The organism is Cyclobacterium salsum, assembly GCF_010119245.1.
Taxonomy (GTDB): domain Bacteria; phylum Bacteroidota; class Bacteroidia; order Cytophagales; family Cyclobacteriaceae; genus Cyclobacterium; species Cyclobacterium salsum.
Map to the genome: position 1 here is coordinate 81,119 of NZ_WNKG01000008.1, position 26,806 is coordinate 107,924.

Sequence of the window (26,806 nt, forward strand, 5' to 3'; positions counted from 1 at the left end):
AGACCCTGCATTCAATTATTATAAACCTAACAGACAAAATTATGCTAGTAAAATTACTAAAGAAGGGCCCAATGCTGGCCCGGTATTTCATTTATGGCCTGGCAATCCAGTTGCTACTATTCCAGGAGGTGGTAGCATTCGGGGTCAACGAAAAAGACAAAGCCGATGCACTTCAAACGAAAACTGCCGGTAATCTAGTTGCGGCTGTTTTGATAGAAGGAAAAGTAGTGGATGAGGAAGGAAACCCAATACCAGGAGCAGCCATCCTTGTAAAAGGCACCACTTCGGGTACCTCGACCGATATCGATGGGAACTTTTCGCTGGATGTATCGGAAGAGGCGGTTATTGTGGTTTCCTTTTTAGGATTTATCACACAGGAAATCGAAGTGGGAAACCAGACTGATTTTGAAATCACGCTCGTTGAAGATGTTGCTCAAATGGATGAGGTGGTAGTGGTTGGTTTTGGTACCCAAAAGAAATCGCACCTTACTGCAGCCGTGGAGCAAATAGGCAGCGACTTGATCGAAAACAGGCCTATTAACAGGTTATCAGAAGCACTTCAAGGGGCTGTTGCCGGTTTGTATGTGACCCCGGTTAATGGTGGACCTGCGCAGGAGTCAAATTTCAACATTCGTGGGTATACGGGATTTGGCCAGAAAGGCGGTCCTCTTGTTTTAGTGGACGGAATCGAGCGTACCATGAGCGATGTCAATCCAAATGATGTAGAATCGGTGACGGTATTGAAAGATGCTGCTGCTTCTGCCATATATGGATCAAGAGCTCCTTCCGGAGTAATTCTTATTACCACTAAATCAGGCTCAAAAGGTGAAAAAATACAAGTCAATTACAGCGGTAATTACAGTATAGGATCGCCCATAGGAATGCCCCAATGGGCCAATTCCTGGGAATATGCCGAAAAAATAAATGAGCAATACAGAAACTCATTACAAGCGCCTATTTATACAGAAGAAGCCATCCAACGAATGAGGGACCATGGTGCCGGATTAATCCCCAATAACATAGTAACCGAAAATGGCACCTATGGCGCACACTGGGACATGAATGGCAATAGTGACTGGTTTGACATCATGTATAAAAGTGTGGTGCCAAGTCAACAGCATAATGCCAGCGTTTCAGGAGGAAGTAACAATACGGGGTATTACGTAGGGCTTGGCTACAATGAATCAATGGGGCTTATTAAAGGTTCCGATGACAGACTGAATCGGTACAATGCCCTTTTAAAAGTAAATTCAGATGTTACGGATTGGCTCAGCCTCCGGATGAGTATGAATTATGTACGAACAGATGAACAAGCGCCAAATTACCGGGGAGGAGGACCTAATTACGGCGACATCTGGACAAACGCATCCGCATCGCTTCCAAATTGGAACGATTTAAATCCGAATGGGAGTCCTTCTTTTTTAAGCAGTGGACCCTCATTGCGTGGGGAGGGCGGAACCCAAACCAATCAAAGAAACGAAACGACCTTAACCGGGGGTTTTACATTAAAGCCATTTGAAGGGCTTGACATCCGGGGAAATTATACCTGGAGAAACCTTACCTCTCATCTTGAACGCAATACGTTTGTGATTTTCGTGGAAGAGGCCGATGGAAGCATCCGAAATTCCGCCAGATCTGCACAGCAGAGTAGTGTGATCCGACAAATGAATTTCACGAATTATCACACGGCAGACATCGTTGCTGATTACAATAAGCAAATTGGTAAGCATTCTATAAATGCCCTGGTGGGTTATCAGGAAGAGTACAATAATTTTTCTCGTTTATCCGGGGTTGGTAGGGATTTGTATACCAATTCGGTACCCAGTATCAGCACCACCTTTAATCCCAACCCAACTGTAAATGATATGTTAACCCATTGGGCGACACAGGGTGTTTTTGGCAGGATGGCATACAATTATGCGGAAAAATACTTTATCGAATTTAATGGCCGCTATGATGCCCATTCAAAATTTCCGGCAGCCATCAGGTGGTCCTTTTTCCCCTCCGTTTCGGGAGCATGGAATATAGCAAAGGAAAATTTCTGGTCTATCAATAAAGTAGATGCCTTCAAAATCAGAGCCGCCTATACTTCTTCCGGCGACCCTGGATCTGGTAATTACCTGTACCTTCCAACCATGGGTACCGGTATAGGGAATGGGGATGTATTGCTTGGCGGAGTAAAACCAAACATGGTCTTTATGCCACCATTGGTCAGTTCCGATTTGACCTGGTCTTCCCCGCAAACGCTTGGCTTTGGTTTGGATGTAGTGGCCATCGAAAACAGGCTCGAGTTGACCTATGATTGGTACCAGCGTACCATTTACAATCAACCCGGCCCTGCTAAAATTTTACCAGAAACCATTGGAACCGGTTTGCCAAGTATCAATAACGCCGTTAGTGAGACCAGAGGCTGGGAGTTTTCGATGAAGTGGAGAAATACGGGCCGGTTAGCTGGCAGACCAATTAATTATTCTGCACGATTTAATATTGCCGATTACATCGGTTATGTGGTAGAATACGATGAAAACGTCAATGGACAACGAAATGGCACCTGGACTCCGGGACAGGTATTTGGTCAGATATGGATGTACGAATCCAATGGTGTCGCACAGAATGTAGCCGATGTGGAAGCAAACGTCCCTCAGGGAGGCGGTTGGTATTACCCGGGAGATCTGATGATGAAAGATTTAAATGGGGATGGGCAGATCAATGCTGGAGAAGGAGGCCGCTGGTATGCCAGAGGTGACCAGGTCATGGCCGGGTACAACTATGGGCGGTACCGGTATGGGATGAATTTGCAGGCCAACTGGAATGGCATTGACCTTTCAGTAACCTTTACCGGTGTACCCAAATGGATTACCTATACCAATAATTTCCACGTCATTCCTGCCGGAGTAAATATTTGGAACTCAAAATGGTTTACAAGCCACAGGGAGTTGGGTACCTGGACACCCGAAACACCGGACAATTATTTCCCCAGGCACTCCTTCAAAACCTATGGGGCAAACGACCAATACGTGGAAAACCTGGCCCATTTAAGAGTTCAAAATTTACGTCTGGGATACAATCTGCCTAAATCGCTGTTGGACAGGGCGAAGTTGAGAAAAGTGTACATCTATACCAGTGCTGAAAACCTGGGAATGATCTATTATAAGTCAAATTTCAGGTATGAACCTGAAATAATGTCCAGATACGGTGGAAATGGTTATCCTCCACAGCGTCAAATCTCTTTTGGTGTAAACGTAGGTATTTAATATAAAAAAATTAACTATGAAATTTAATCTGAAATATATAAGGACATTGTTAATCCTATTTACAATGTCATTTTATAGCTGCGTAGAGGATTTTCTGGAAAGGTATCCCTTAGACGCAATGACCGATGCGACCTACTTTACTTCTGCAAATGATTTAAAAGTAATGGCAAATGGCTTTTACAGGCTTTTACCAAGATATCATTTTCAAGGACAAGGCAATGGTGCTCAAAATAATTTCTTAGATGCCAATACTGACATACAGGTGGGGACCGGTCCTTCCGGCTTTTTATTTCAAAGAGGAGCCTCCGGGCAGGCCCCGGCAACAGATGGTAGCTGGAACGGTAATTTCAACTGGATTAGACAAATTAATTATTTGATAAATAACGCAAGGCGCGTTGATGTAAGTATTGAATCCAATCAATATACAGGAGAAGCCTATTTTTTCAGGGCCTGGGTCTATTTGAACATGTTGGAGCGGTATGGAGATGTTCCCATTTACACAGAAGTACTGGATACAGATAGCGAAAGGCTATATAAAGCGAGAGACTCCAGATACGAGGTAGCGGAATTTATCATCCAGGATCTGGACTCTGCGATTGTTAACCTGGGTTGGAAAAATTCAACTTTCGCAACCTCCGGGCGGGTAACCAAAGAAGCTGCCCTGGTAATGAAAGCCCGGACAGCTTTATTTGAAGGAACCTGGGAGCGTTACCACGGATCTAAGAACACTCCCTTTGCCGTCGAAGGCCAGGATGGTAGTGAATTTCTGCAAATGGTAGAACCTACCATACAACAAGTGATTGACCATCAGGGCAGCAATTTATTTACCAACGGAGGTCCCTTTAATGAGGCCTATAATCAACTGTTTTCCCAGCAGGATGCTTCATCATCCGCGGGCGTGTTTCTATACCGCATCTACGATGTGAATGAAATTGTGGGACATAACTTCTACGATTTGGTAGTAGATAATGCACAGGCACTAACCTGGAAATTGGTCGGCAGTTACCTGGATAAAGAAGGGATGCCTCAAGAACTATCTTCCTTGCCCATAGACTATGCAAGTTTGAATAATCTGGGAGAAAACCTCGATCCGCGCTTCAGACAGTCAGTCTGGACTCCTGACAGAGGACCTCACCAGCAAATACAAGGTTACGGGAACACACCCACCCCGCTGCCATTACGATATCCCCAGCTTAACAATGTTTTCTCCGCAAATTATACCTCAACGGGCCTCCGCAGGTGGAAAGGTGCTATTTTAGATAATAATGAATGGCGAAATGGCTCTACCGATGAGGTACTGATACGCTACGCAGAAGGATTGTTGGCTTTGGCAGAAGCAAAAGCCATATTGGGTACGATCAATCAAAGCGATTTAGACAAAACAGTGAACCTACTTCGTGAAAGAGTAGGAATGGCACCCCTGTCGCTGGCTGAGGTAAATTCCTGGCCCATAACGTATTCGGCAGAAGAGGGCTTTGAGCCTTCCGAATCAAATATTGTGAATGAGATCCGGAGAGAACGATTGGTAGAACTTGCTTTTGAAGGACACCGGCAAAATGACTTGAAAAGATGGGCCATCTTTCATCAGGTGATCAATGATTGGAAACCAAAAGGTGCCCATTACCAGGAGTTTGTTGATTATTACAATGATCCGTCAAAATTAGAGACAGATGGTGTTAATGCTGGCAATACGGGTATTTGGGCCTTGACGATGGGTGAAGACTTTGACATCTTCAGTGATGGGCACATAAATCCATTTTTCCGAAACCCGGATTTCAGATCTTCCGGAGAGGGCTTCTTCATTGAACCGGGCAGGGTGTATTTGGCGCCTATTCCCAGAAATGAAATTGAAGTATACGCTGATGCCGGATATGAATTGACACAAAATCCCGGATGGTTCTAAATTAAATTGACTTTCAAAAAATGAATGATATGAAAAAGAATATTTTAATACTATATATCCTGGTAATTGGAGGGGTACTATCTGCCTGCGAACCCAGGATTGACTTTGATGAAGGACAATGGGGAGACACTGCCTTTATCACCAATGTAAATATATTTACATTGCAAGCAGATGAGCATGAGCTTCAGGAATTTTATGAGAATGGTGAGTTGACACCAGCGCGCAGAAGACTCATTATTTCAACCGGAAATGCGGTGATTGAAGAGGAGAATTTCACTGCTACGGTTACCGTACCAGCATCTGCGGACCTTACCAGGGCCGGTATCATCATTAATCACCAAAGCATGCGGGTAGAACCGGTTGGGTTTTCTCCGGTTGCTGGCATTATTACCGATTTATCCGATCGAGAATTTATTTACAAGCTTGTGTCAGCCGATGGAACGACACACGATTGGGTAGTCAGGATTGTAGAAGAAGAATAAGTCCTGAAATTTAAAATAAGTTTTCAAATAAAAAGCAATTCAAGCAGTCAAGTGTATCTTGGCTGCTTGATTTTTGCTTACCATTCAAGTAATTGCCTAAAAGAAAAGTATACAACTCACAAAAATCACCCATTTAATTGCCCTAAACATAACCTATGAACTCCCTTAAATTAGCGCTGTTTTTTTTAATGCTTCCCTCCTGGCTTGCCGCCCAGGAAACCGTTGATCTTTTTATCTGGGCCGGACAATCCAATGCGCAGGGATATATGGGTGATGCAAGGGAATACCCAAATGATGAAGAAGCATTGGATAATGCCATTTTATTAAACTACACTGTATCGGGCAAAGAAAGTTCGAATGGGGATTGGATACCCATGCAAGCCCAAAAAGGGAGGTTTCCTGCTGGCCACTTTGGCCCGGAGGTGAGCTTCGGCCGGGAATTGAAGAAAGCCGGGTACCATCCTGCCATTTTCAAATATACCCAGGGTGGAACCGGACTGAAAAGGGATTGGAAATCACCCGGAGAAGGGGGCATCTATGATGCCATGGTCACAGATTTAAAAAAAGCCGTTGAAAATCTGAAGCAGCGTGGGCATAAGGTTAACATCAGGGGCTTTATTTGGATACAGGGCGAAACGGATGTCGGAGAGGATGAAGCAGCCAAAAATTATGAAAAAAATTTAAGCCAACTGATCGCCCATTTACGGTCTGAAGTAGTGAAAAACGAGGCCCTTAAGGTGATTTTGGGGGTAGATGAGCAACACTATTTTGTTGTGGAGCGGCCAATTGTTCTTGAAGCCCAGCAAAAAATCGCTCAAAGGGATACCAATAGTATCTATACGACCATGCACGGCCTGCCAAAGGCGGATGTTACCCATTTAACGCCTTCGGGATTGGTAACACATGGTCATCGAATCTTTAAAGCTTATAAATTAGTAGCGGACACGAGGCATTTTAACTCAAATGAACAAACCTTTGCCGATTGCTGGGAATACGTTGGGGTCGCCATTGAAGAACCTGGGTATGTAATCTGGGGAACATCACCTGTTCTGGGTGATGATGGTAAGATCCATCTTTTTGCGGCACGGTGGCCGGGAAATACGGTAAATCCGGGGTGGCGTTCACATAGTGAGATTGCCCATTATGTCGGCGCAAGCCCGGAAGGGCCTTTTACTTTTTCGGATGTGGCCCTAAAAGGCACGGGATTGGACACTTGGGACCGCTATGGCATACATAATCCGGCGATTCATAAAATAAACGACAAATACATACTGCTTTATATTGGAAACAATAATTACCGCCAACCACCACATCCTTCCAATCAAAAAATAGGAATGGCCATTTCGGATTCTCCTTATGGGCCGTGGAAAAAAGTCAACCACGATGGATTGATCCTGGACGTTCCAAAAAATCCGGATTATTGGAATTACAACGCAAGCAATGGGGTCAATAATCCTGCCTTATTGCAGCACCCAAATGGTGGTTTTTTCCTTTATTTTAAATCGGAAAAAGCAAAAATGGGTCTCGCTGTGGCAGAAAATTTAGACGGCCCATATGTACAAATGCCTTTTCCCATTACAAAAAACGAAAAACCCATAGAGGATGGATATGCCTTTATGATGGAAGATACATTTTATTTATTAACAACAGATAATCATGGACTTATAGAAAAAGGAGGTGGTATTCTCTGGAAATCCGAAGACGGCATCACATTCGACCAAAACGAACAGGGATTTTATCCAGCCAAGGGCTATTTGGACGAGGAAAAGTTGGAGAATGCGGTCAACCACTATGCCGGGGATATAATCAAATTCGAGCGTCCTCAACTATTGATGGAAGATGGGAAGCCCCGATTCTTATATGTCGCATCAGGGTATAACTGGTTTGGAGGAGAAGCCCCTGTCAGTTATATTTTCAAATACAAATAGATTTACTAATTCCAATCGTTACTTTGTTGAAGTACTGATTTAGCCTATGAAAAACGCATACTTAATTAGCTTAATTTAAGCCGTTTATATAATGAAAAAAAAATATTATAAAAGTCTGCTACTCCTCTTTCTTCTTTCCACCAATTCGATCATTGCCCAGGAAGCCTATACCAATTTTTCAGGTGGTGAATTTAATTTCACCGAGGTGTCAGGAATAGGCTATGAAAAAGGAGTTACCCGCAGGGATCCCAGCGATGTCATCAAAGTCGGAGAAACCTATTACGTGTATTACACCAAAATCCCCGATGCCCAACCAAAATATTGGGGCGCAGGGTATTGGGGAGCGAGCGTATGGTGTGCCAAATCGGAAGACGAGGGTTTTTCATGGACAGAAGTAGGGCAAATGCTGGACATAGGGCAAGATGGAAAATGGGATTCACAGGCAGTTTTTACCCCAAACATTTTTTTTGCCGACGGCACCTACTACCTGTATTATACCGGGGTAAAGCCAACTCCCGGAAACGCCAATGGCGAGTTTGAGAACAATAATATCAGTGACATCACATCGATTGGTGTGGCGGTATCTGATTCACCGACTGGTCCCTTCAAACGAATAAACCAGGAACCCATTCTTAAAGTAAGTGTAGAACCGGAAAAATTTGATAGTTACCGGGTGGACGATGCTTCCTTGCTTTACCGAAATGGATTGTTCTGGATGTATTACAAAGGCCGATCCATAATTGGGGGACAGGGCGGACCGGCACACACGGCCATGGGCGTGGCCTATTCAAAGTATCCGGAAGGCCCGTACACCAAATTCGGAAAAGAAATACTTGAAAGAAGCCATGAAGTATTCATTTGGCCTCAGGGTACCGGGGTAGGTGCCTTCGCTTCCTTATCAGAAACATTTGAATATGCCCCTGATGGAATTGATTTTATGTCAAACAAACTTAACGCAAAGGTAAAGGAACGTGCGGTTGCCCCGGGAGGGTTTCGACCGGATATTACCAATCCCGTGGTGGTTGGCGAAGGATTAAAATGGGGCATATCCATGATCCACAACAAACACGAATGTTACCTGGTCCGTTTCGAATTGCTCTCCAAATGAAAAATAGCCCATTAATTATTCATCTTTAAACCCCCAAATACCACTGCGCAGGATAGCAGACTTGGTTTGAATTAAATTAAAAATAAGACACAGTGACATCGAGCATGAAGGAACCCTTTCACAGCATTTTAAATTTAGCCTTTTCAGAAAGAAAATGGCGGTTCGATTTCACGCAGCGGTCGCAGCGCATCCGCAGCGGTCACAGCGTGAAAAATTTACCATTTAACATTGGTAGGGATGAGTGTCATCCTTTCAAGATTCCAGCCCTACCTTCGATAAGGGACAAGTTTGACCATTAAATAGCAAAACACAATCATATGCAATTGAAAATACTCTTAGTAGCGTGCTTCCTGGTTCATGGATTAAAAAGTTGGGGGCAAACAGAAGTCCCCATTCCAACACAAGCCCAGTTAGACTGGCAACATGCAGAATTGGCTGCCGTATTCCATTACGATTTGCATGTCTTTGATGGAAAAGCCTATAACCAGGCAAAAAACAGGGTCACCCCTATCCCCGACTACAACATCTTTAACCCTTCGAACCTGGATACGGATCAATGGGTCAAAGCCGCCAAAGATGCGGGCTTTAAGATTGCCATCTTAACGGCCACTCATGAGACCGGTTTTGCGCTCTACCAAAGTGATGTCAATCCGTATTCATTGAAAGCAGTGAAGTGGAGAGAAGGCAAAGGAGATATCGTCCGGGACTTTGTAAATTCCTGTCGCAAATACGGCATTGCTCCTGGTATTTACATTGGGATCCGTTGGAATTCCTTTTTTGGCGTGCATGATTTCAAAGTGAATGGGGATAATGAATTTGCAAAAAACAGACAGGCCTATTACAATAACATGTGTGAGGAGATGGTCGAAGAGTTGACCTCCCAGTATGGTGAACTGGCCATCATTTGGTTTGATGGAGGAGCACATGGCCCCGAAAAAGGAGGACCGGACGTGCTATCCATTTTTGAAAAGAACCAACCGAACGGCATTTTCTACCACAATACCCAACGCGCAGATATCCGCTGGGGAGGAAGTGAAAGTGGAACGGTCCCCTACCCGAGTTGGGGTACATTTCCCTTTCCTTTCTCGCATGCTGCCAATCAGGAAGTCGTTCTTAAAAATAATTTTCAACTACTTAAGGAAGGGGACCCAGACGGGAAGCATTACATGCCTGCTATGAGCGATGCCCCTTTGCGGGGCTACAATGGAGGCCACGAGTGGTTTTGGGAACCGGATGATGAAAAACATATCTATCCACTGGAAAACCTTATGGACATGTACTACAAAAGTGTCGGGCACAATACCACCCTGATTATGGGGCTGACACCAAATGCAGATGGCTTGCTGCCCCAGGCCGATGTAAGGCGTCTTAGGGAATGGGGAGCCGAAATAGAACGACGGTTTAGCAATCCCTTGGCAGAAACTTCTGGAACAGGCAAAAAGCACAGGCTTAAATTAAAAGAATGGACCCCCATCAACCACATCGTTTTGCAGGAGGAGATCGCCCAGGGCGAAAGGGTTAGAGAGTTTAAATTAGAAGGCAAAACCAAAAAGGGCTGGCAACCTATTTTTGAAGGTTCCGCTATCGGCCACAAGTTTATCCATAAATTTGACGAAATGGAGGTAGATGCGGTAAGGCTTACAATCGCTGAATCAAAAGGAGAACCTCAAATCAAAGCATTTAACGTTTATAATATTGAGCAAAAATCATCACGTAAATGAAAACACGATCCTTCTTGCTGTTTTTTATTCTGACGTCCTGTACAGGGATTACAAACGATGAAAAGGAGAAACAGCCCAACATTATCCTATTTCTGGTCGATGACATGGGTTGGCAGGATACTTCGGTTCCTTTTTGGAAAGAAGAAACCCCGTTCAATCAACGGTACCATACGCCCGGAATGGAGCGAATGGCAGCCGATGGGATGATGTTCACACAGGCCTATGCCACTCCGGTTTGTTCACCCACCCGCGTCAGCCTGATGAGTGGTATGAACGCAGCACGTCACCGAGTTACTAACTGGACATTGCGCCGAAATGCCTCCGTTGATGCCCCACACGATATACTTAGCTATCCTGAATGGAATGTAAATGGCGTTCAGCCGGTCGATAGCATTGAGCGTTCGGTTCATGCCAGCCTATTACCTCAGATTTTGAAAGATAATGGCTATTTCACGATTCACACCGGCAAGGCCCATTTCGGAGCAATGAATACCCCGGCAGCCAATCCCGAAAACTGCGGCTTCGACGAGAACATTGCCGGGCATGCAGCAGGAGGTTTGGGTAATTATCTCGGAACTGAAAACTTTGGTAATAAGGAAAAAGGCGGTCATACCCTACCCTGGGGAGTACCGGGGATGGAAAAATACCACGGCGACTCGATATTTTTAACAGAGGCCCTTACCATAGAGGCTACGAAAGCGATGGATAAAGCATTGGGGGCAAACAAGCCATTTTATCTGTACATGTCGCACTATGCGGTTCATATTCCTTTGAATGCCGACCCGCGTTTTTACCAGAAATACATAGATAAGGGATTACCCGAATCGGAAGCCAAATACGCATCGATGCTGGAAGGGATGGACAAAAGCCTGGGGGATTTAATGAATTACCTTGATGAAAAGGAGTTGACTGATAATACCATTATTATATTCATGTCAGACAATGGAGGCTTGAGCGCTTCTCACAGAGCAGGCGAGCCACACACGCACAATCAACCGTTGAACAGCGGCAAGGGCTCGGTTTACGAAGGAGGAATTCGTGTACCTATGATTGTGAAATGGCCTGAAACAGTGAAACCCGGCTCAAAAAGTGATAAAATGTTAATTATCGAGGACTTCTTTCCAACGATTCTTGAAATTGCCGGAGTAAAAGAGTATGAAACAGTTCAAACCATTGACGGCAAAAGTTTTGTCTCTTTGCTTTTAAACCCTGAAAAAGAAACCAAAGCCCGGGATTTGGTCTGGCATTTTCCCAATAACTGGGGCCCTACCGGCCCAGGAATCGGCGCTACCAGCACCATCCGCAGCGGCGACTGGAAACTGATTTATTATTACCACAATCAGCATTTCGAACTTTTCAATATTCCGGAAGATATCGGCGAGCAAAATAATCTGGCTGAAAGAAATCCTGAAAAAGTGAATGAACTGACTGTGAAACTGGGAGAATACCTGAGAAATGTAGCTGCCCAGCGGCCCTCGTTTATTGAGACAGGGCAACCGGTACCCTGGCCTGATGAAATAGAATTATAAAGTAGAGAATCGTGAATAAGAAGCTGTTTATTTTCAGTGCTATAGTAGGCATATTGATGGGAATGCATGTTTCGGCACAAACCCAAAAAAATCCATTGATTTTCAAAAATCGGCTGCAGCCACTGACTGCAAAAAACATTTTTAAATCGGATGACTACTTTAACTGGTGCTCATCAATCATAAAAGGAGAGGACGGAAAGTATCACTTATTTTATTCGCGATGGCCGAAAAAATACACTTTTTTAAGTTGGTTGACTCATTCCGAAGTTGCCCACGCAATAGCCGACAATCCTACCGGACCCTGGGAATACAAAGAAACGGTATTGAAAAGCCGGGGACCAGGCCACTGGGATGCGATCACGGCGCACAATCCCAAAATCAAAAAATTCGGGGATAAATACTACCTCTATTATATTTCTACAAATCTGGGAGATAATGATTATACTGAAGAAGAGCTGATTGAAATCGCTCGGGTGGGATACCGTCATTCCAACTGGCAAGAATACCTGCGACCGAATCAGCGAACCGGCGTGGCGGTGGCTGAGTCGATTGATGGACCGTGGAAGCGAATGGAAAGACCGCTCATTGAGCCCTCTGGGCCTATTACAACGTTGACGGTAAACCCAGCCGTTGTACAGGGGAAAGATGGGAAATACTACCTGATTGTGAAAGGTGATAAGCCCAAAGACATCGGATTTAACCGCAACCAGGCTGTCGCCATATCCGATTCTCCCACTGGGCCTTTTAAAATGCAACCCGAGGCGGTAATCGACGACATGGACACAGAAGACATGTCGGTCTGGTACGATGACAAGCGCGACAGGTTCTACGGTGTCTTCCACGCCCACAGCTTTATCGGTATGATAAATTCACAGGATGGGATCAACTGGAGGAAAGCCACAGAATATGTGATACAAAACAAGCGGATCCCTATGGCTAACGGTTCGGAGCTGGTCCCCGACCGCATGGAGCGTCCCTTTCTGTACCAGGAAGAGGGTGAGCCCTTGGTCTTAAGTATGGCAGTAAAAAAGGGAGATGACGCTTATATTGTTTTTGTTCCAGTGCAAGAGCATCCGACCGACCCATAAGTAAAGGCCACTGGAAAATCAAAAGGAAAGCCAGCAACTATTAGTTTTAAAGAACAAAACATAAAAGAGTAGACCTATGAAGCGAATAGAAAAATACCTCCCTCCCATTATTTTTTGCACCATGTTAATGATTGTGCTTTCTACTTTTACAGGTTTTAGCACCAAGGAAAAGATAAAAGTAGCCTGTGTCGGAGATAGCATTACCTATGGGGCACGACTGGATGACCCGGACAGCGATTCCTATCCCGCCCAACTGCAAAAGCTCCTTGGGGATGATTATGCCGTGGAAAATTTTGGTGTGGGAGGATGCACCCTTATCCGAAAGGGAATTCCTACCGTTTGGAATGAGTTGCCCAAAATAAAGGCAGCAAACCCGGATATCATCGTCATCAGCCTTGGCACCAACGATACCTGCGGCTATGGTACCTGTGGGGACCGTAAGTGCTGGGAGTACAAGGATGAATTCGAAAAGGATTACCGGGACCTCATCGATGAACTTTCCCAACTGCCATCCAATCCGCAAATTTTCCTATGCGCACCCTCGCCCATGGTGTTGGAAACCCCTGGCCTGGATGCTGAACGGATAGCCGGGCTGAAAGTCCGAAAACCGAGGCTTCAAGAACTTATTAGTATGACAAAAAAGGTGGCAAAGGAGAAGAATGTATCCTTCATTGACCTCAATGAACCATTGGACCATCGACCGGAACTATTTACAGAAAGTGATGGGGTGCACCCGAATAAGGACGGTTACGAGGCCATTGCAAAATTGGTAGCAAAGGAACTCACAGGCCATAAGTAAATAGAATGATGCCATTTAATTTAAGAAAACCGATGTTTAAAACGATGCTATTTTCCCTGGGCTTATTTTTTGCCCTTTATTTGAATACAACTGCGCAGCAGCAAGTTCCCATCCCTACACCCGCCCAACTACAGTGGCAGCAGGCGGAACTCGCAGCGTTGGTATGTTGGGACATGCATGTTTTTGATGGTGAATTCTATGTGCAGCCCAAAGCAAGGATTACCCCTGTCGAAGATTACAACGCATTTAATCCACTAAAGTACGATATGGATCAGTGGATCAAGTCGCTAAAAGATGCTGGATTCAACATTGCCATTTTTACCGTCAGCCACGAGACCGGTTTCTTTTTTCACCAAAGCAAGGCAACGCCCTATTCCATGAAAGCATTGGAATGGCAAAACGGCAAGGGAGATATTCTCCGTGATTTCAAAGCAGCTTGTGAAAAATACGATATGCTCCCGGCCGTCTATATAGGCACCCGCTGGAATGCCTTTTATGGTGTGTATGACTTTAAAGTTCAGGGCGAAAATGAATTTGCCCGTAACCGACAAGAGCACTACAACCGAATGATCGAAAAAATCGTAGAAGAAATATTCACCAATTATGGCGACTGGGCAATGGTTTGGTTTGACGGGGGCGCACATGGTCCTGAACAAGGAGGACCGGATGTACTTTCCGTTTTTGAGAAACACCAGCCAAACAGTATTTTTTACCATAACCTCCAACGGGCGGATATCCGCTGGGGTGGCAGCGAAACGGGTACCGTACCCTACCCCAGTTGGGGAACGTTTCCCTATCCGGCAATTGGAGCCGGGGAAAGTGCCCGAAAGGAAATCGGTGCTAATAATTTTCAACTCTTAAAAACCGGGGACCCAAACGGTGCCTATTATATGCCAGCCATGAGCGATGCACCACTTAGAGGAAATGGCGGACACGACTGGTTTTGGGAACCCAATCGGGCATCGATCATCCATCCGCTGGAAAACCTGGTGGAAATGTACTACCAATCCGTGGGACATAATTCCACCTTAATTCTGGGAGTGACCCCCAATCCCGAAGGGCTAATGCCGGAACCAGATGTAAAACGGCTTAAGGAATTTGGCGTTGAAATCAAACGAAGGTTTTCAGATCCAATAGCTTCTACCTCCGGTACAGGAGAAAAAATAAATCTAATGCTTCCATTAAAAGAAAATATAAATCAAATTGTTCTAATGGAAGACATTGAATCGGGAGAGCGCATACGAACGTTTGTTCTTGAAGGAAAAACGAATAATGGCTGGCAAACCATCTTTGAAGGGTCAGGTGTCGGACATAAATTTATCCACAGATTCGATGACATGGAAGTTTCTGCTGTTAGACTGCGTATTCCGGAATCAATTGGACAACCACAGATTTTGGCATTTTCTGTTTACCATATTGAAAACAACTAATTTATCTTAATTATGAAATGGAGATTATTTTTCAGCTCAATTTTATTAGTGGTAGTTATCTTGTTTTCCGGTTGTAAACGAGAAAAGGAAAACCCCAATATTGTAATAATTCTTGCAGATGATTTGGGTTTTGGGGATCCTCAGGTTTACAATTCCGAATCAAAAATTCCAACTCCGAATATTGATTTACTTGCCAGCGAAGGAATGCGATTTACAGATGCACATTCCCCAAGCAGTGTTTGTTCTCCTACCCGATATGGTTTGCTAACAGGCAGGTATGCTTGGCGTACAGAAATGAAAAAAGGCGTTCTTTGGATGTGGGATAAACCCCTGATATCAACAGACAGGTTAACTTTTCCAAAGATGCTCAAAACCAAAAACTATGCAACAGCCTGTATTGGAAAATGGCATCTGGGTTGGCGATGGCCGTCCAACCAGGACGAGGGCTATATGAATGATTCTATTCCCATAGGCGATAATACATTCGAAGGAAGGAATCAACTTTGGGAAAAAATTGATTTTTCAAAAGACCTGGGAGGAGGACCTTTGGAAGCTGGTTTCGATTATTATTTTGGCGATGATGTTCCGAACTTTGCGCCTTATACTTTCTTCGAAAATAACAAGCTGGTTAAAACACCAGACCTAATCAAACCCTCTGAAATGTACGGTGGACCGGGACCAATGTCAGCGGGTTGGGATCTTTCCCGGGTGATGCCTGAAATTACCAAAAGAGCAGTAAAATACATTGAAGAACAATCCCAGAAAGATAATCCGTTCTTTTTGTATTTTACCCTGACAGCTCCCCATACACCTATTGCTCCTGAAGAACAATTCAAAGGAAAAAGTGAAGCAGGTCTGTACGGAGATTTCGTACACGAAGTAGATTGGTCAGTGGGCCAGATTATTGAAGCCTTGAAGAAATCGGGAGAGTTTGAGAATACCTTGTTAGTATTTACCTCTGACAATGGATCGCCACAAAGGGATGGAACCCAAATGGGCGGAGCTATAGCATCAGTTAAAAGGTACGGCCACGACCCAAGCCGGCCATGGCGAGGAATGAAATCGGATGTATGGGAAGGCGGCCATCGTGTCCCATTTATTGCTTCCTGGCCAACGAAAATTATACCAGGTGCAGAGAGCAAGCGGCTTATTTGTCATACAGATATTATTTCTACTGTTGCGAAAATTTTAAGCATCGCACCTGGTGCTAATACAATGGATGATAGTATTGATTTCTCTTCTGTATTATTGGGTAAGAATGAAGGAAATCCAACAAGGCAATCAATTGTTCACCACTCGGGAGATGGAACATTTGCCATTCGTAAAGGAGACTGGAAGTTAATTCTCGGAAAGGATTCCGGTGGATTCAGCAAAAGTCTTGATATTGAAGGTATTCCTACTGAAACGGAAGGGCAACTTTATAATCTATCCAATGATCCATCTGAACAAAATAACCTGTATACAGGTAATCCGGAAAAAATAAAAGAATTGACAGCCTTACTCGATCATTATAAGACGGTTGGGTATAGCAACCGATAGACCACCCTACGAATAGTATAGTAATTTGGTTAATTATGCGGCATCTCAAGAGGAGTGAAAATTTTAAGATTTTCCGGTTTATCCCACCATCAATTAAATCTAAATCCATGCTTTTAAAAACAATTGGTAAAAGCCATTTTTTAAGTATTACGTTCCTCTGCGTTTGTATCAATGCCGGGATTGCGCAGACGGAAACAACAAAAAAGCCGAACATCCTTTTTATCCTGGTAGATGATTTAGGATATCATGATTTGGGATATACCGGAAGCCGCTTTTATGAAACGCCTAACATTGATAAGCTTGCATCGCAGGGCATGACTTTTACCAATGCCTATGCCGCCAGCCCCATTTGCTCCCCCTCCAGGGCGGCCATTCTGACGGGAAAATACCCGGCTCGGTTAAACTTGACTGACTATATACCGGGCAACCGCCACTACGGCCCCCATCCCGACCAAAAACTGGCATCCCATCCCTTTGAGCTGTTTCTTGATCCAAAGGAAACCACGATGGCAGAAGCGTTTAAATCCAGTGGTTATGCCACGTTTTTTGCTGGAAAATGGCATTTGGGCGAAAAGGAAATGCATTATCCGGAACAGCATGGTTTTGAGGTAAATGTGGGTGGCAATGCTTCCGGTCACCCCGCCGGCGGGTATTTTTCCCCCTATCAAAACCCCCAATTGCCGGATGGACCAGAGGGAGAATATCTCACCGACCGCCTGACGGAAGAAACCATCCGGTTTATTTCCAAAAAAAGAGAAAAGCCCTTTTTTGCCCTCCTTTCCTATTATACCGTTCATCTGCCTTTGCAGGGGAAGGAAGAAAAAGTAAAAAAGTATCAAAATAAACGCCAGCAAATGCCATCTGAGGGAGCGGCGTTTGACCAGCAAAATCAAACGTTTATTAAAAATCATCAGGACCATCCTACCTATGCAGCCATGGTGGAAAGCCTGGACGAAAATATTGGAAGGCTGTTGCAGGCCCTTTCCCAATCCGGGCTTGACCGCAATACCCTGGTCATCTTTACTTCCGATAACGGAGGCATGGCCACCAGCAATATCATGGACCAAATACCTACGTCCAATGCACCTTTAAGGACAGGCAAGGGCTATCTACATGAAGGAGGCCTTCGTGTTCCCCTGATTTTCCGATGGCCTGGCAACATTAAACCCGGTAGCAAGAGCAAGGAACCTGTAACCGGAACCGATCTTTTTCCTACACTACTTGATATGGCAGACCAGGCATTTTTACCGGAACAACACAGCGATGGGATAAGCCTGAAACCCCTTTTAAAAGGGGAATCGATGGAGGAAAGATCCTTATTTTGGTATTTCCCCCATTACAGTGGCGGGCTCGGGGGAAGACCTGCTGCAGCTATCCGGCAGGGGGATTATAAATTAATCCATAATTTTGAGTGCAATCGCAACGAATTGTATCATATAAAAAGGGATAGGGAGGAAAGTGCTGACCTGGCTGAGAAGCTCCCGAAGAAAAGAGTCCGATTAAATAAAAAATTGCAAAACTGGCTGGGGGAAATTGGGGTAAAATTGCCCTATCCCAATCCATCCTATCAACCCGAAAAACAATGAAAACAAGAGAACAATCTGGCAATATCCTGGCATTTACCCTTCTTTGTTTGTTTGCAACAGCATCTTGTACCGGCAAGGAAAAAAAACAACCATTCCCCTATTACATGGAGCTCAGTTTTCCCAATCTGGCTCAAAGCTGGGACGAAGGTATACCCCTTGGCAATGCCATGCTGGGCGCCCTAATATGGCAAAAGGAAGACAAGCTGAGGTTTTCACTGGATCGGGCAGATCTTTGGGATCTTAGAGAAATGAAAAACCTGGACTTTGAAAACAATGATTTCAACTGGGTGAAAAAACAATGGGAAGACAAGCAATATGGGGCAGTACAGAGACAATATGACCTTCCGTATGACACCCTTGCCGGACCTTCAAAAATCCCGGGAGCGGCACTTGAATTTGATATTTCCGAATGGGGCGAAATAGCATCCGTCAAACTGGATCTTCAAAAAGGAAGCAGTGAAATCCAATGGGAAAACGGCACCCTATTAAGGACCTTTGTCCATGCCACCGAACCGGTTGGTTGGTATCGTTTTGAAAACCTCAAAGTTGACCTGTTGCCAGAAATGGTGCCCCCTCCTTACGTAGGAGCCGGACCATCAGAAGCCCTGGACCCGGTCAGTGGACAAGACCTGCGAAGGTTGGGATATCCGGCCGGCGAACTTTCCCAAGAAGGAAATACCCTGACTTATGAGCAGGAAGGATGGGGCGGATTCCGGTTTCAGGTGAATACCCGATGGGAGAAAACAGCCGATCAACTTGAGGGATTCTGGAGCATCAGTTCAAGGAAGAAAGACCAGGAAACCGCCGATACCGCCTCGGAGATCACTGAAAAAGCTTTTGCCAAAAATCAGGATGAATACCATCAGGAGCACCTTACCTGGTGGGATGACTACTGGAGGGCATCCTCCATTACCCTTCCCGATACCCTTTTGCAGCAGCAATATTACATGGATATGTACAAATTAGGAGCTGCTGCCAGACAGGGAGCACCACCCATTTCCCTGCAAAGCGTCTGGACCGCGGACAATGGGAAATTACCGCCCTGGAAAGGAGACTTCCACCACGACCTCAATACCCAATTAAGCTACTGGCCTACCTATGCAGGCAACCACCTGGAGCTGGAACAAGGCTTTATTGACTGGCTCAATCAACATCAACCTACTTTTAAAAAATACACCCGGGAATATTTTGGAACGGATGGATTGAATGTGCCCGGGGTGACCACGCTGGAGGGAGATCCCATGGGCGGCTGGATACAATATGCGTTTGGGCCCACCGTAAGTGCCTGGCTGGGACACCACTATTACCTGCATTGGCGGTATTCGATGGACCGAGATTTCCTGGAAAGGGAGGCATATCCCTGGATCCGTGAGGTCGCCGTTTTTCTAAATGGGCTTTCCGTACAGGCTGAAGACGGAAAAAGGAAACTGCCCTTGTCTTCCAGCCCCGAAATCCACAACAACGATGCCCGGGCATGGTTTGACCAAATGACCAATTATGACCTGGCCCTGGTACGTTGGACTTTTACCACCGCTGCCGAACTGGCCCTGGAACTGGGCTATACTGATGAAGCAGCAGATTGGAATACCATGCTGGCCGAATGGCCCGATTATGCCGCCGATGAAACAGGGCTAATGGTAGCACCTGACAATCCGCTAGAAGAGTCCCACCGGCATTTTTCCCATATTATGGCCATTCATCCCCTAAGCCTGATAGATCCCTCCAATGGAGAAAAGGATCGGGAAATCATAGAAAATACCATTGCCCATTTAGATAAGCTGGGATCATCCAACTGGACCGGCTATTCCTTTGCCTGGCTGGGAAACCTCAAGGCAAGGGCGGGAGATGGAGCGGGGGCCGCCAAGGCCTTAAGGGATTTTGCTTCCTCCTTTGTATTGCCCAATAGTTTTCACGTAAATGGAGACCAATCGGGAACGGGTAAGTCAAGCTTTACCTACCGCCCCTTTACCTTGGAAGGAAATTTTGCCTTTGCTGCAGGGGTACAAGAAATGCTGCTACAAAGTCACACTGGCGTGGTAAAGCTGTTTCCAGCCATTCCTGCAGACTGGCAAGATGTTTCTTTTAAAACCCTGCGGACCCAAGGTGCATTCCTTGTTTCTGCAACTAGAGAGAATGGAAAAGTGGACAACGTGGAGATTATCTCTGAAAAGGGGGGAGAAATAATTTTTGAAAATCCGTTTGGCAATGACGAATTTTCATCTGATAAAGAATATTTAAAGGACGATCAGTTTATAAAACTTACGTTAGCTGAAGGAGAACAAGTAGTTTTTAACCGCGAAAAAGAGGGGCATTAGCATGAAGTGTTTCAGCGCAATCACCGGTATTTTCCTGCATCTTCTGGTTTTGCTGCCGATCGATGCACCTGCACAGCAGGCCTTGGATCTGTTTATCTGGGCCGGCCAGTCCAATGCGCAGGGATGGATGGGTGATGCTGCCAGCTACCCGGAACAAGGACAGGAATTGGATGAATCGATTTTTTTAAACTGGACTTTTGTGGACAACCAAAGTTCCGGTGGTAACTGGGTTACGATGCAACCTCAGGAGGGAAGGTTTCCAAAAGGCCATTTCGGGCCGGAGGTACGTTTTGCTCGTGAACTCAAAAAACTGGGCTACAACCCTGCCATTTTCAAGTACACCAAGGGTGCAACCGGCCTTGCGCGGGACTGGAAATCTCCCGGTGAAGGCGGTATCTACGATCGCATGACCCTGAGTCTCGATTCGGCCATCCGGCAACTCGAAGAAACGGGTTTTCGGGTAACCGTACGTGGGTTTATCTGGATTCAGGGTGAAAGCGACGCCGGGGAAGACGGTACAGCACAGGCCTATTCTTCCAACCTGAAGCAGCTGATCGGCGACTTGCGTCAGAACGTCGTCCATGCACCCGATCTGAAAATCATCCTGGGCGTGGACGAACAGCATCCCTTCGTAAAAGAACGGCCGATGGTGGTAGAAGCTCAGAAGAAATTAGCCGCAGAAGATGCAACGATTGCCTTTACCAGTATGCTGGGGCTTCCAAAAGCAGATGGGACGCACCTTACTCCCGAGGGATTGGTGGGACATGGAAAACGAATTTTTGACGCGTATCTATCGCTCCTTCCCGAAAACGAAAAATCACAACTCACGACCTTTCCGGGAGAAAAAACGGATTGGAACGGGTTTGTGCGGTATTCCTTTCGATTCGAAGGAAGGGATGCGCATGTCACCTTACCGGAAAAGGCTCTTAGGGGTAATCCATGGGTCTGGCGGGCACGTTTTCCGGGATGGCACACGGAAATGGATAGTTTACTGCTTTCCGAAGGCTTTCATTTGGCCTATGTTAACACAGACAACATGTATGGCAGTCCCACTGCGGTGGCGGTTTGGGACCGGTTCTACCAGTTCCTGACCACCGAATGGAAGCTCCATCCGAAGGTTTCGCTGGAAGGGGTGAGTCGTGGAGGCTTATTTATTTATAACTGGGCAACACGCAACCCGGAAAAGGTGAACTCCCTGTATGCCGAAGCTCCGGTAAGCGATTTTAAGAGCTGGCCGGGCGGTTTTGGTGGAGGCAAAGGCAGCAAGGTGGATTGGGAACGGCTAAAAACCGCCTATGGATTTACTTCGGACGAAGAAGCCCTGGCATACGCAGATCATCCGGTGGATAACCTCGAGGCACTGGCAGCGGCAAAGGTACCCATTATGCATATGATTGGATTAAACGACCAGGTAGTTCCGCCGGAGGAAAACACCTTTGTCTTGGTTGATCGCTACATCAAACTCGGGGGTCCTGCAACGGTCGTCCCCTGTACCGAAGGAACGCAGGCCTTATTCGGGCATCATTTCCCCATTGAAACACCCCGACTAGGTGCCGATTTTATTAAGTACCATACGAAATTACCCAAACCTTTGCTCAATGCTGAAAGCTACCACAAGCAGCGGCAGGGTATCCGAAACAGTCGTTTAACGTTTCAGCAGAATAAAAGAGGACGGGTTGCTTTCCTCGGTGGTTCCATTACGTACAACGATGGCTGGCGTGACAGCGTCTCCAATTACCTTCAAAAGCGTTTCCCGGATACCGAATTTCAATTTATCAATGCAGGCATCCCTTCCATGGGATCCACTCCCGCTGCTTTTAGGCTTAAACGGGATGTACTTGCTGGTGGTTCAGTAGATTTGCTGTTCATGGAGGCGGCAGTAAACGATCCCTCGAACGGCAGAAGTAGTCAGGAACAGATCCGGGCAATGGAAGGAATTGTTCGGCATGTTCGCCAAAATAATTCCGCAACAGATATTGTGATCATGCATTTTGTGGATCCGCCAAAGATGGAACGCTACCGTCGGGGACAGGTGCCGGCAGTAATTCAAAATCATGAAAAAGTAGCCGCTCACTACCATGTGGCAACCATTAATTTGGCAAAAGAAGTAACCGAACGTATCGATGCGGGTGAATTTTCCTGGAAGGATGATTTTAAAAATCTCCATCCCTCACCCTTTGGACAGGGGGTGTATTTTCGCTCCATGAAAACGTTTCTTGAGAACGCATGGGACGAAACAGTAGCGGAAGATGACAAAATTGAGCGTTACGTTTTGCCCGCACCGATTGACTCGGCAAATTATGACAACGGAGCACTAATTGAATCACAAGAAGCCCGAATTCTTAGTGGCTGGAAGATAGTTGAAAACTGGAAACCTGACGATGGAAAGGGAACACGGGCCAATTATGTGCATGTTCCCATGCTTATTACGCAGGAGGAGGGTGCTGTACTGGAATTTGACTTTAGCGGAAATGCGGTTGGCATCGCTGTCGCCGCGGGACCTGATGCAGGCATTATCGAATACAAAATCGATAACAATGACTGGCAAACGCAGGACCTTTTCACCCGTTGGAGCTTTAACTTGCATCTTCCCTGGTATTACACGCTGGCGGCAGGATTAACGGAGGGTGAACATGTCTTGCATATTCGAATACCAGGAGAAAAAAACCCGCAAAGTAGAGGTAACGTGTGCCGAATAAGGTATTTCTTTGTCAACTGATTATTCTTGGATTCTAAAAACAGAAAAATTAACGATAGGTTGGTAAAGTAACGGACTGTAATTTTAGTGTTAGTACCTGAGTTTTTTTACTTTTGTCGGGATGAACGGTTATTTGGCCAAACAGCCTGTTAAGCAGTAAAGATGAAGAAAAAAAGCAAAACCAATACCAAGCAGCGGATAATCGATACTGCGATAGACTTGTTTAATAAAAACGGGATACAAAATATCACCAGTCGGCATATTGCTACGGTGATGGGGATAAGTTATGGCAACTTAGACTATCATTATAAGAATAAAGAAGCACTCTTGCTGGCTATTTACAAGCAAATGAGGGACGAGATGTCCGATTCTTATACTTCAGCGGACCCGTCTACCGGCAGTTTTGACCAGATTCACCGACTTTTGCTGCACTTAGAATCCTTTCAATATAAATTTCGATTTTTTAATTTGGATGTTTTAGAAATATCCCGTTCCTACCCAAAAATCAACCGTCTTCTAAAAAACACCTTCCGGATCCGAAAAGAACAAATGGCTGAAATGCTTAAACAGGCCATTGCCGATGGTTTTTTTATAAAAAGTACGGACGAAAACATCGGACAGCTCCTTTTGTCCATCCGGATCATTATTACCTTCTGGCTTTCGCAGGAAGAATTGCTTTCGGATGCTGAATCTAAAAAAAAGGACAGTAGCATGTCTGCGCATATCTGGCAGCTGCTGATGCCTTATATGACAGAAAAAGGAACCAGGCTGCATAAAGAACTTATCGGAGATGCGGATTTAATTAATAAATAATCCATTTCCCTGCATTCATTCATAAGTCGGAAAAGATTAATTTACGCAATGGGCATCGAACTTATGGGTAACAAGGATTTTAAAACTATTACAAAAGTCCTCCCATTCCTTATCGTGTTCAGATAAGGTTTCATTTATCTTGCCTGGAAATCGAATGCTCCCCCCGTGATGCGAATCGAATAGCCCCTATTCCAAAGCAGGTTACCAATTAGTTGATTTCGAAAATTTCCCATTCGGGTGTGGGGATTAATGCATTGAGTTAAATCAAGGATTGCAGCCATTCCCTAAAATTTGTACATTCAGGAAGGGAATCACTGCTTTTTCTATGTCCAGGTTGCTAAAGTCTTCTTTCTACTTTCCGTTGCAGGTTACCATCGATGACCGGGAACCAGCCCTGATGGCCGAGGAATTTCGAAAAATGGGTAACCTGATCATACACCGCCAACGACTGTTGGCAGGAGACTATCTTTTGGATGGGGACTTGCTGGTAGAGCGGAAGACGATTCCTGATTTTTGCCAATCCATAAAGGATGGCCGATTGTTTCAACAGGCGAAAAAACTAAGCAACAGTTCCGTACCTACCTGCCTGATTCTGGAAGGAAAAAGCCGGCATTTTAGAGAAACAGATTTTTCCCGACAGGCCATTCAGGGGCTTTTGCTATCCATTTCCCTGGGATTCAGAATCCCAATAGTGAGGACAAAAAATCCTGGAGAAACAGTGAGGGTCATGTTGCAATGCTTTAAACAACTTACCAAAGACCGGCCGGAAGACGTGAAATTTTATCGCCGGCCTACTTCGGTAAAAAAGAAGCATTCTCCGCTGCAATCCCAAAAAATCCAACTGCTGGAAAACCTTCCCGGTATCGGGCCATATAAGGCAAAAAGTTTGTTGTTGGAATTCGGCAACCTCCAGAGGGTTTTTACCGCAGAAGATACGGAGCTCCAGAAGGTACCGGGTTTAGGAAAAAAGACGGTGGAGCGGTTAATAGAAGTTTTGAAGAAGTAGAAACCTGTCTACCTGGCGCATCACCTTATCAATTCGACTCAAACGTTGTAATTTAACCAAATAAAAAACGGAAAACAGCGTAAGGCAAGAGCTTCATTAATTTGTAGCATGTAATTATTCTGGTCTAAACACTTTTTAGGTTTTGGAATTGGCAGTGGTTTCGGAGAACAAGTCAGTATTTAGCAATGACCCCATCAATCTAAAATGCTTATGATAGGTGAAAAAAGCTATTTCATATCAAATTTGCGAATATATTCCATTTATTTATATTAAATTTGCGATTCAATACGCAAATTTTATGATAAATAGAGGAATTGCCATTAGGATATCTCAACGTCTTAGTGATAAGAAAGCTATTATATTGCTAGGTCCAAGGCAGGTTGGGAAGAGCACTTTATTGAGAGAGATATCAAACGACCTGGTGGCTCCAATCACCTGGTGGAACGGAGATGATGCAGACATTCGTGATCTTTTAAAGTCACCTACGTCCAGCCTTCTCCGCTCATTATTGGGCAAAACACGTACCCTGGTGATTGATGAAGCACAGCGTGTTACCAATATTGGACTGACAATCAAGCTAATTGTAGATCAGTTGCCCCACATTAAAGTGATTGCAACCGGCTCCTCATCATTTGAATTGGCAAGGCACCTCAATGAACCGTTGACAGGACGAAAGTGGGAATTCCATCTTTTCCCTTTTTCATTTGATGAATTGGTGCATCACCATGGATTACTGGAGGAGAAACGTCTGCTTACGATCCGCTTGGTTTATGGTTGCTATCCAGAAATTGTCAACTCTCCTGGCGAGGAGGAAATCAGGTTAAAACAGTTGACCGACAGTTACCTTTATAAAGACATTTTGATCTTGGATCGCATACAAAAACCGGAGAAAATGGAAAAACTGGTGCAGGCTTTGGCTTTTCAGGTGGGCAATGAAGTATCTTATCACGAACTTGGCCAGCTCACCGGATTAGACAACCAAACCACTGAAAAATACATCCATCTTCTCGAAAAGGCATTTGTTGTTTTCAGGTTAGGTTCACTCAGCCGTAACCTTCGAAACGAATTAAAAAAAAGCCGCAAAATTTACTTTTATGACAATGGTATTCGCAATGCGGTGATCAACCAGTTCAGCCCAGCAAACTTGCGACAGGATATTGGTGCATTGTGGGAAAATTACATCATCAGCGAGCGGGTCAAATTGTTGGCTTTCCGCCAAGCAAATTTTAACCAGTATTTCTGGAGAACCCATGCCCAGCAGGAAATCGATTACATCGAAGAACGAAATGCCCGAATGAAAGCTTATGAATTTAAATGGAACCGAAAAGCGAGAAAAAACTTCTCCAAATCCTTTCTGAATGCTTATCCAGAAACGGAGACAGTGGTTATCACACCCGATAACTATGTACAATTTTTGACGGAACTTTGAGTTGACGGGGAAAAAGCGAAGCCGTTCGCATTTTTTACCCAAAATATAAATAGGGATTTCTGCGCCCAGCCGCACAAATATGGCAGACTGATTCCATCAAAAAATCATCCAATTCTTACAGTTTTCAAGGGCATCAAAGCAGTGAAGCCACCAACTGTTTTCTTTCAATTTCGGCCTT

The 26,806-nt window shown here is 45.0% G+C and carries 17 protein-coding genes; all 17 read left to right on the plus strand.

Annotated elements, in window-relative coordinates; genetic code table 11:
* Positions 1–41: 41 nt before the first annotated feature.
* The 17 genes from GJS45_RS15230 to GJS45_RS15310 all read left to right on the plus strand — a co-directional run bounded on the left by GJS45_RS15230 (position 42) and on the right by GJS45_RS15310 (position 26,628).
* Entirely contained in the window at positions 42–3,254 is a 3,213-nt protein-coding gene (locus GJS45_RS15230) for a SusC/RagA family TonB-linked outer membrane protein (protein WP_162342726.1), read from the plus strand.
* A gap of 64 nt (positions 3,255–3,318) precedes the next feature.
* The gene (locus GJS45_RS15235) at positions 3,319–5,157 is read left to right on the plus strand and encodes a RagB/SusD family nutrient uptake outer membrane protein (RefSeq protein WP_162342727.1); all 1,839 of its coding nucleotides are present in this window, start codon (positions 3,319–3,321) and stop codon (positions 5,155–5,157) included.
* Between the two features lie 29 nt (positions 5,158–5,186).
* Positions 5,187–5,639, plus strand: a complete 453-nt coding sequence (locus GJS45_RS15240; RefSeq protein WP_162342728.1) for a hypothetical protein — start codon at positions 5,187–5,189, stop codon at positions 5,637–5,639.
* A 155-nt stretch (positions 5,640–5,794) separates the two neighbouring features.
* Positions 5,795–7,567, plus strand: coding sequence for a sialate O-acetylesterase (locus tag GJS45_RS15245; protein WP_162342729.1), 1,773 nt, complete (start codon positions 5,795–5,797; stop codon positions 7,565–7,567).
* Positions 7,568–7,658: 91 nt separating this feature from the next.
* Positions 7,659–8,675: a family 43 glycosylhydrolase gene (locus tag GJS45_RS15250; protein ID WP_162342730.1), complete on the plus strand. Its 1,017-nt coding sequence runs from the start codon at positions 7,659–7,661 to the stop codon at positions 8,673–8,675.
* A gap of 317 nt (positions 8,676–8,992) precedes the next feature.
* A complete protein-coding gene (locus GJS45_RS15255; RefSeq protein ID WP_162342731.1) occupies positions 8,993–10,396 on the plus strand; it encodes an alpha-L-fucosidase in 1,404 nt (467 codons plus the stop codon).
* Positions 10,393–11,925, plus strand: a complete 1,533-nt coding sequence (locus GJS45_RS15260; protein WP_162342732.1) for a sulfatase — start codon at positions 10,393–10,395, stop codon at positions 11,923–11,925. Before GJS45_RS15255 ends, GJS45_RS15260 begins: the two co-directional genes overlap by 4 nt.
* 11 nt (positions 11,926–11,936) lie before the next feature.
* Positions 11,937–13,013 carry a glycoside hydrolase family protein gene (locus GJS45_RS15265; protein WP_235954791.1) on the plus strand — a complete coding sequence of 359 codons (1,077 nt, stop codon included), beginning with the start codon at positions 11,937–11,939 and terminating at the stop codon, positions 13,011–13,013.
* A gap of 76 nt (positions 13,014–13,089) precedes the next feature.
* Positions 13,090–13,812: a DUF459 domain-containing protein gene (locus GJS45_RS15270; RefSeq protein WP_162342733.1), complete on the plus strand. Its 723-nt coding sequence runs from the start codon at positions 13,090–13,092 to the stop codon at positions 13,810–13,812.
* 32 nt (positions 13,813–13,844) lie between these two features.
* The gene (locus tag GJS45_RS15275) at positions 13,845–15,242 is read left to right on the plus strand and encodes an alpha-L-fucosidase (protein WP_162342734.1); all 1,398 of its coding nucleotides are present in this window, start codon (positions 13,845–13,847) and stop codon (positions 15,240–15,242) included.
* 12 nt (positions 15,243–15,254) lie between these two features.
* On the plus strand, positions 15,255–16,781 hold the full coding sequence (locus tag GJS45_RS15280; RefSeq protein ID WP_162342735.1) for a sulfatase family protein: 1,527 nt from the start codon (positions 15,255–15,257) through the stop codon (positions 16,779–16,781).
* Positions 16,782–16,888: 107 nt separating this feature from the next.
* Positions 16,889–18,367 carry a sulfatase gene (locus GJS45_RS15285; protein WP_162342736.1) on the plus strand — a complete coding sequence of 493 codons (1,479 nt, stop codon included), beginning with the start codon at positions 16,889–16,891 and terminating at the stop codon, positions 18,365–18,367.
* A complete protein-coding gene (locus tag GJS45_RS15290; RefSeq protein ID WP_162342737.1) occupies positions 18,364–20,682 on the plus strand; it encodes a glycosyl hydrolase family 95 catalytic domain-containing protein in 2,319 nt (772 codons plus the stop codon). The genes GJS45_RS15285 and GJS45_RS15290 overlap by 4 nt, the downstream gene beginning before the upstream one ends.
* Before the next feature lies 1 nt (position 20,683).
* Positions 20,684–23,401, plus strand: coding sequence for a sialate O-acetylesterase (locus GJS45_RS15295; protein WP_202928095.1), 2,718 nt, complete (start codon positions 20,684–20,686; stop codon positions 23,399–23,401).
* A 141-nt stretch (positions 23,402–23,542) separates the two neighbouring features.
* Positions 23,543–24,193: a TetR/AcrR family transcriptional regulator gene (locus tag GJS45_RS15300; protein ID WP_162342738.1), complete on the plus strand. Its 651-nt coding sequence runs from the start codon at positions 23,543–23,545 to the stop codon at positions 24,191–24,193.
* A gap of 325 nt (positions 24,194–24,518) precedes the next feature.
* The gene (locus GJS45_RS15305; protein ID WP_162342739.1) at positions 24,519–25,199 is read left to right on the plus strand and encodes an ERCC4 domain-containing protein; all 681 of its coding nucleotides are present in this window, start codon (positions 24,519–24,521) and stop codon (positions 25,197–25,199) included.
* Positions 25,200–25,416: 217 nt separating this feature from the next.
* Complete coding sequence (locus GJS45_RS15310; RefSeq protein WP_235954793.1) at positions 25,417–26,628, plus strand: ATP-binding protein; 1,212 nt, start codon at positions 25,417–25,419, stop codon at positions 26,626–26,628.
* Positions 26,629–26,806: the final 178 nt, after the last annotated feature.

What these genes read in the sequence shown, in the direction of transcription:
- GJS45_RS15305 (WP_162342739.1), top strand. Translation starts at nt 24,519, where the DNA reads ATGTCCAGGTTGCTAAAGTCTTCTTTCTACTTTCCGTTGCAGGTTACC.
- GJS45_RS15260 (WP_162342732.1), top strand. Translation starts at nt 10,393, where the DNA reads ATGAAAACACGATCCTTCTTGCTGTTTTTTATTCTGACGTCCTGTACA.
- GJS45_RS15280 (WP_162342735.1), top strand. Translation starts at nt 15,255, where the DNA reads ATGAAATGGAGATTATTTTTCAGCTCAATTTTATTAGTGGTAGTTATC.
- GJS45_RS15285 (WP_162342736.1), top strand. Translation starts at nt 16,889, where the DNA reads ATGCTTTTAAAAACAATTGGTAAAAGCCATTTTTTAAGTATTACGTTC.
- GJS45_RS15295 (WP_202928095.1), top strand. Translation starts at nt 20,684, where the DNA reads ATGAAGTGTTTCAGCGCAATCACCGGTATTTTCCTGCATCTTCTGGTT.
- GJS45_RS15275 (WP_162342734.1), top strand. Translation starts at nt 13,845, where the DNA reads ATGTTTAAAACGATGCTATTTTCCCTGGGCTTATTTTTTGCCCTTTAT.
- GJS45_RS15230 (WP_162342726.1), top strand. Translation starts at nt 42, where the DNA reads ATGCTAGTAAAATTACTAAAGAAGGGCCCAATGCTGGCCCGGTATTTC.
- GJS45_RS15240 (WP_162342728.1), top strand. Translation starts at nt 5,187, where the DNA reads ATGAAAAAGAATATTTTAATACTATATATCCTGGTAATTGGAGGGGTA.
- GJS45_RS15290 (WP_162342737.1), top strand. Translation starts at nt 18,364, where the DNA reads ATGAAAACAAGAGAACAATCTGGCAATATCCTGGCATTTACCCTTCTT.
- GJS45_RS15250 (WP_162342730.1), top strand. Translation starts at nt 7,659, where the DNA reads ATGAAAAAAAAATATTATAAAAGTCTGCTACTCCTCTTTCTTCTTTCC.
- GJS45_RS15270 (WP_162342733.1), top strand. Translation starts at nt 13,090, where the DNA reads ATGAAGCGAATAGAAAAATACCTCCCTCCCATTATTTTTTGCACCATG.
- GJS45_RS15255 (WP_162342731.1), top strand. Translation starts at nt 8,993, where the DNA reads ATGCAATTGAAAATACTCTTAGTAGCGTGCTTCCTGGTTCATGGATTA.
- GJS45_RS15300 (WP_162342738.1), top strand. Translation starts at nt 23,543, where the DNA reads ATGAAGAAAAAAAGCAAAACCAATACCAAGCAGCGGATAATCGATACT.
- GJS45_RS15235 (WP_162342727.1), top strand. Translation starts at nt 3,319, where the DNA reads ATGTCATTTTATAGCTGCGTAGAGGATTTTCTGGAAAGGTATCCCTTA.
- GJS45_RS15245 (WP_162342729.1), top strand. Translation starts at nt 5,795, where the DNA reads ATGAACTCCCTTAAATTAGCGCTGTTTTTTTTAATGCTTCCCTCCTGG.